Source organism: Streptomyces sp. NPDC007162 (genome assembly GCF_040634175.1).
Lineage (GTDB): Bacteria > Actinomycetota > Actinomycetes > Streptomycetales > Streptomycetaceae > Streptomyces.
The window spans coordinates 1-6,075 of sequence record NZ_JBEYFC010000522.1; the positions used below are offsets into that span (position 1 = coordinate 1).

Here is a 6,075-nt window from a genome sequence, read left to right on the forward strand (position 1 = left end):
GCTCAGCTCGTGGTGCATGCACATCGGCTGGTTGGCCGGCCAGGGCGTGGAGGAGTACCTCGGTGACCCGGTCCACGGAGGCGGGCACGTCGAGGCCGGGTCCGTCCAGGGCTAGCGCGTCGGCGACCTGCCGGCCGATGAGGTCGGCCCGGTCCTGGTAGAGGGCGAAGAACAGTTCGTCGAGGGTGCTGAAGTTGGAGTAGAAGGCGCCCCGGCTGAACCCGGCGGCCTCGCAGACCTCCTCGATGGAGACCCGCCCGAAACCCTTGGCGGCGAACACGGTGAACGCGGCGTCGAGCAGCCGGGCCCGGGTCTGCACCCGGCGCCGGGTCACACGCTGGGGCGCACCGTCCACGGGCATGTCCTGACCTCCGTTCGATACGTGAATGTATCGGATACATGAACGTATCGAAAGGGCTACTGCTCCCAGTACCTGAACCCAGTACCTGGACCAGAACATATTTTCGATTAAGGAGTACGCTGGCCACATGGCCACGCACCTCCAGGGCTCCCTGTTCGACCAGACCGACGAGCTGCGGCTCGGCTCCCTCGACCGGGTCCGCAGGACCGCGCTGGGCTCCGGCGCCTGGATCGACGTGCTGCCCGGCTGGCTGACCGGCGCCGACGCCCTGTTCGAGCGGCTCGCGGCCGAGGTGCCCTGGCACGCCGAGCGGCGCACGATGTACGACAACGTGGTGGACGTGCCCCGCCTGCTCGCCTTCTACGGCGCCGCCGACCCGCTCCCCCACCCCGTCCTCACCGAGGCCCGCGAGGCACTCACCCGGCACTACGACGACGAACTGGGCGAGCCGTTCACCACGGCCGGGCTCTGCTACTACCGCGACGGCCGCGACAGCGTCGCCTGGCACGGCGACCGGATCGGCCGGGGCGCACGGCAGGACACCATGGTCGCGATCCTCTCCGTGGGTGAGCCCAGGGACCTGCTGCTGCGCCCGCTGGGCGGCGGCCCCTCGCTCCGGCGCCCGCTGGGGCACGGCGACCTGATCGTGATGGGCGGCTCCTGCCAGCGGACCTGGGAGCACTGCGTACCGAAGACGGCACGGGCCGCCGGGCCGCGGATCAGCGTGCAGTTCCGGCCGCACGGGGTGCGCTGAGACGGTTCCCGGCCGCCCGCCGGACAGCCGCATGTGGTTGGCTGTCCTCCGTTTCGATCTGCACATACGGGCGAGCCGGGGAGATCATGCGGGCCGAGGTACACGAAGTCGCCGCGGGCACCTATCTGGTGCACGGCAACCACACCAACTGGGTGATCCTCAAGGACGGTGACGCCGTCACCCTGGTGGACACCGGCTACCCCGGGGACCGGCAGGGACTGCTCGACTCCCTCGCGGAGGTGGGCGGTTCGCCGGAGGCGGTGACGGCCGTGCTGATCACCCACGCGCACAACGACCACCTCGGCTCCGCCGAGTACCTGCGCGACACGCACGGCGTGCCGGTCTACCTGCACGAGGCCGAGGTCCCGCACGCGCGGCGGGACTTCCTCCAGCAGGTGGCGGTGGGCAACGTGCTGAAGAACGCCTGGCGGCCCGGGGTGATGCCGTGGCTGGTGCACGTGCTGCGGGTCGGCGGCACCGAGCAGCATCCGGTCACCGCGCCCGAGGCGTTCCCGGCCGCCGTGGGCGGCGCCCTCGACCTGCCGGGCCGGCCGGTACCGGTGCACACCCCCGGCCACACCGACGGGCACACCGTCTACCACCTGCCGGACGCCGGCCTGGTGATCTCCGGCGACGCCCTGGTCAGCGGCCACCGCACCTCGCGGGTCAAGGGCCCGCAGCTGCTGCCCGACATGTTCCACCACGAGCGGGCCCGCGCGGTGGCCTCGCTCGACGTCATCGCGGCACTCGACGCCGACGCGCTGCTGCCGGGACACGGCCCGCTGCACCGGGGGTCCGTGAAGGCGGCCGCCCAGCAGGCCCGCGAACGCGCCGTCTAAGGTTCGGGACATGGCACTGCAGATCAGCGCGACCAATCCGGAGCACCCGGCGCTCCTGCTGGAACTCCCCTGGGACGTCCCGCTGGAGGAGTGGCCCGAGGAGTACCTCGTGCCGCTCCCCCGCGGCATCTCCCGGCACGTGGTGCGCTACGCCCGCGCGGGCGACGAGGTCATCGCGGTGAAGGAGCTCGCGGAGCGCCCGGCGCTGCGCGAGTACGAGCTGCTGCGCGACCTGGACCGGCTCACCATCCCGGCGGTCGACCCGCTCGCGGTGATCACCGGCCGTACCGACCCGGCCGGCGAGCCGCTGGAGTCGGTGCTGGTCACCCGGCACCTGGGCGGCTCGATGCCGTACCGCTCGATGTTCGAGACGACCATGCGGCCGGCCACCATGCACCGCCTCATGGACGCCCTGGCGGTCCTGCTCGTACGACTCCACCTGGCCGGCTTCGCCTGGGGCGACTGTTCGCTGTCCAACACCCTGTTCCGGCGGGACGCGGGCGCGTACGCGGCGTACCTGGTGGACGCCGAGACCGGCGACCTGCACGCGCAGCTGAGCAACGGACAGCGGGAGTACGACCTCGACCTCGCCCGGGTCAACATCAGCGGGGAGCTGCTCGACCTGGAGGCGTCGGGAGCGCTGCACCCGTCGCTCGACCCGATCGAGTTCGGGTTCGAGATCTGCACCCGGTACGGCGACCTGTGGGAGGAGCTGACCCGGACCTCGGTGTATCCGGCGGGCAAGTACCAGTACATCGAGCGCCGGATCAGGCGGCTCAACGAACTCGGGTTCGACGTCGCCGAGATGCAGATCGAGCACTCCTCCAACGGCGACAGCGTCACCTTCGTGCCGAAGGTCGTCGACGCCGGCCACCACCAGCGCCAGCTGCTCCGGCTCACCGGGCTGGACGCCGAGGAGAACCAGGCGCGGCGGCTGCTGAACGACCTGGAGAGCTGGATGGCCACCCAGGACGACTACGCCCCGGGCGACCCACTCGCCGCCCGCCCCGAGGTGCTGGCCCACCGGTGGGTGCGGGACGTCTTCCGCCCCACCGTGCGGGCCGTGCCACTGGAGCTGCGCGGCTCCATGGACCCGGCCGAGATCTACCATGAGCTGCTGGAGCACCGCTGGTACCTGTCCGAGCGCGCACAGCACGACATAGGCCTGGACATCGCGGTCGAGGACTACATCGAGAACGTGCTGCCCAAGGCCCGGGAGACGCTGGAGCCGGTCACCCCGGAGTGAATCCCGGAGCGGGCCCCGGGGTGAGCGGTCGAGCAGGTCAGTCGTGCGGCACCACGGCCACCGGGCAGTCGGCGTGGTGCAGCACCCCGTGCGCGACCGAGCCGATGCGGGCGCCGACCGCCGTCCGGTGGGCGCGCCGGCCCACGACCATGAGCTGGGCACGTCCGGCCACCGACAGCAGTACCTGTCCGGCGCTGCCCATCTCCACGTGCTCGGCGACCGGCACCGCCGGGAACCGCTCCCGCAGCGGCCGCACGGCCTCGGTCAGCGCCTTCTTCTCGTACTGTTCCAGGCCGCCGGCCTCGTCCAGCAGCCTCATCGAACCCGGGCTGTAGGCGAAGACGGGCGGCAGGGTCCAGGCCCGGACGACCCGGACCGCGGCGCCCCGGGCCGCCGCCGTCTCGAAGGCGAACTCCAGCACCGCCGGGCTGTCCTCGACTCCGCCCTGCTGACCCACGACCACCTCCCGGCCGGCGGCCTCCGCTGCGGGCCGGTCCCCGGCGCGGACCAGGACGACCGGACGGGCGGCGTCGGCTATCACCTGCCGGCCCACGGAACCCAGCAGGAACCCGACGACCGGCCCGTGCCCGCGCGAGCCCAGCGCCAGCAGTTCGGCCCCGGCGGCCGCGTCCACGAGCGCCTCCACCGGGGCGCCCTCCACGACGTCCACGCTCACCGTGAGGTCCGGATACCGTCCGGTGACGGCCCGCACCGACTCCCTCACGCCGTCGGACACCCACCCGCGCTGGGCGTCCCGGTCACCGCCGAGCGCCTCGTGCTCCTCGTACCGCCAGGCGTGCACCACCCGCAGCGGCAGCCCCCGCCGGACCGCCTCCCGGGCCGCCCAGTCCAGAGCCGCGAGGCTCTCCTCAGTCCCGTCGACCCCTGCCGTGATCGGGCGTGTCATGCACCGGCCTCCTCGTCGGTTCCGCGTGTGCGTGATCATTCTTCCGCACGGACGGATGCCCGCTGTGCACGGAAGTACAAGAGCGGAAGCCGCCGATCGAACATACGAGGGGCGGGAACCGGAGCACCGGTGCCTGTTTCAGGTGTGCCAGCCGTTCTTGGCGACTTGGATGAAACCCCGTACCACTGGGCTGCGTGCTGTCCTTGGCCAGGCCACGACGAGATCACTGGGCGGGCGGTCACTCAGCGGGACGACGACCAGGCCGTCGGGCATCGACTGGTCGATGGGAGCGAGAGCCGATGTGCCGTTCCACAGGACCGCTTGCAGGCACTCCTGGATCGTTCGCATGACCGGCGACGCGTCGTTGTCGTTGTCCCCGCTGCCGGTCCAGTACGCCGTCCACGCCGGATCGGCGCCCTCCGGCAGCCGGACCCATCGGCGGCCGGCGAGGTCGGTCGACGAGACCGAGGCATGAGCGGCGAGCGGATCACCGCCACGCATGACTACGCCGACGGGTACCGAGCGCAGGACGTGCATGCTGATGCCAGTGTCGTCGAAGGGAGTTCGGGTGATGGCCACGTCGACCAGTCCGGCGCGGAGTCCGGCTGTCGGGTCGCCGAGGTCGGATTCGTGGATGCTGACGTGCACGTGCGGATAGCAGGCCCGGAAGAGTGAGACCAGTCGGCCGCCGACCTGTTCGGCCGCGTCCGCCAGGGTCCCCACGGCGAGGGTCGCCGTACCCGCCGCAGCGGCCACTCGCCTGCGGACCCCGTCCACTCGTCCCAACAACGCCCCCGTCTCGCCGTACAGAACCTCTCCGGCGGGCGTGAGGGTGACGCCCCTGGGGGTGCGTTCAAACAGGAGGACGCCGAGTTCGTCCTCAAGCTGCCGGACCGCGCGGCTCAGCGGCGGCTGCGTCATGTGCAGGCGGTTCGCCGCCCGGCCGATGTGGCGCTCCTCGGCGACGGCGATGAAATACCGGAGCGAGCGAAGGTCCACCTCGACCACGATACCCGTGCGGTATCGGACGTTCCCGACGGGTCTTGGACAGCGGACAGCGCGACGGCAAACGATGGAAGCAGCAGAGCTGACAAGGAGGAGTCTTCATGGCCGCCCCTGCACTCACGGTCGGGTGCTTCCCGTACGACACCACGCGGGCGCTGTTCGACGGAACCGTCAGCATCGACGGTGTCGACGTCACGATGAAAACCGCAGCGACCCTGCCGGAGCTCTTCGACCGGCTGATCCGCGGAAACGAGTTCGACGTCGCCGAGCTCGGTCTCACGTTCTACCTGCGATTGCTGAAGACAGGACTGCCGTACGTCGCGTTGCCGATCTTCCCGAACCGCGTGTTCCGTCACTCGTGCATCTTCGTCAACAGCCACAGCGGGATCACGGAGCCGAGCGATCTTGCGGGAAGGACCATCGGCGAGTTCGGCGTCTACGGCCAGGACTCCGGTGTGTGGGCCAAAGGGATCCTGGCGGACGAGTACGGATTCAAACCCGAGGAATGCCGTTGGGTGATCGGCGGCCTCGAACACCCCGCGCCCCCCTTCGACTTCATCCCCCACCCGCACCCGGCCGAAGTCGACGTGCGCGTTGCGCCCGAGGGAAAGACACTGAGCGCGATGCTCGACGCCGGTGATATCGACGCGCTGTTCTCGGCGAACGTCCCGCAGTGCGTGCTTGACGGATCCCCGAACGTCACCCGGCTGTTCCCCGACTTCGAGCCGCGGGAACGCGACTACTACCGGCGAACCGGCATCTTCCCGATGATGCACACCATCGTCATCCGGCGCGAACTGCTGCGGGACCATCCTGGACTCACGCACGGCGTCTACCGTGCCTTCTCCCGGGCGAAGGACGCTGCTGCCGAACGCTACCGCCAAAGCCGCAGGCTCTACCAGGTTCAGACCATGATTCCGTGGATGAACGCCCTGGTGGATCGCAACGGTGAAGAGTTCCCCG

7 protein-coding genes are annotated in these 6,075 nt (G+C 70.6%); 4 read left to right on the forward strand and 3 right to left on the reverse strand.

The genetic code is table 11. From position 1 onward, the window contains the following. On the reverse strand, positions 1–361 hold a 361-nt coding region (locus ABZ646_RS37950; protein ID WP_360529664.1), incomplete at its 3' end, for a helix-turn-helix domain-containing protein. A 127-nt stretch (positions 362–488) separates the two neighbouring features. Here ABZ646_RS37950 and ABZ646_RS37955 point away from each other — a divergent pair. The 3 genes from ABZ646_RS37955 to ABZ646_RS37965 all read left to right on the forward strand — a co-directional run bounded on the left by ABZ646_RS37955 (position 489) and on the right by ABZ646_RS37965 (position 3,200). Continuing rightward, positions 489–1,115 (forward strand): alpha-ketoglutarate-dependent dioxygenase AlkB, encoded by a 627-nt coding sequence (locus ABZ646_RS37955; RefSeq protein ID WP_360529667.1) that lies wholly within the window; start codon positions 489–491, stop codon positions 1,113–1,115. 86 nt (positions 1,116–1,201) lie between these two features. Next, positions 1,202–1,954 carry an MBL fold metallo-hydrolase gene (locus ABZ646_RS37960; protein WP_360529670.1) on the forward strand — a complete coding sequence of 251 codons (753 nt, stop codon included), beginning with the start codon at positions 1,202–1,204 and terminating at the stop codon, positions 1,952–1,954. Positions 1,955–1,964: 10 nt separating this feature from the next. After that, on the forward strand, positions 1,965–3,200 hold the full coding sequence (locus ABZ646_RS37965) for a DUF4032 domain-containing protein (RefSeq protein ID WP_360529673.1): 1,236 nt from the start codon (positions 1,965–1,967) through the stop codon (positions 3,198–3,200). Between the two features lie 37 nt (positions 3,201–3,237). On the opposite strand, the gene ABZ646_RS37970 is transcribed toward ABZ646_RS37965, so the two are convergent. Next, complete coding sequence (locus ABZ646_RS37970) at positions 3,238–4,107, reverse strand: universal stress protein (RefSeq protein WP_360529676.1); 870 nt, start codon at positions 4,105–4,107, stop codon at positions 3,238–3,240. 138 nt (positions 4,108–4,245) lie between these two features. After that, on the reverse strand, positions 4,246–5,106 hold the full coding sequence (locus ABZ646_RS37975) for a LysR family transcriptional regulator (protein WP_360529679.1): 861 nt from the start codon (positions 5,104–5,106) through the stop codon (positions 4,246–4,248). A 107-nt stretch (positions 5,107–5,213) separates the two neighbouring features. Here ABZ646_RS37975 and ABZ646_RS37980 point away from each other — a divergent pair. Next, positions 5,214–6,075: 4,5-dihydroxyphthalate decarboxylase (locus ABZ646_RS37980; RefSeq protein ID WP_360529682.1), on the forward strand; the 862-nt coding region annotated here is incomplete at its 3' end.

Coding starts and splice junctions, on each gene's coding strand:
- ABZ646_RS37955 (WP_360529667.1), top strand. CDS start 489: ATGGCCACGCACCTCCAGGGCTCCCTGTTCGACCAGACCGACGAGCTG.
- ABZ646_RS37960 (WP_360529670.1), top strand. CDS start 1,202: ATGCGGGCCGAGGTACACGAAGTCGCCGCGGGCACCTATCTGGTGCAC.
- ABZ646_RS37965 (WP_360529673.1), top strand. CDS start 1,965: ATGGCACTGCAGATCAGCGCGACCAATCCGGAGCACCCGGCGCTCCTG.
- ABZ646_RS37970 (WP_360529676.1), bottom strand. CDS start 4,107: ATGACACGCCCGATCACGGCAGGGGTCGACGGGACTGAGGAGAGCCTC.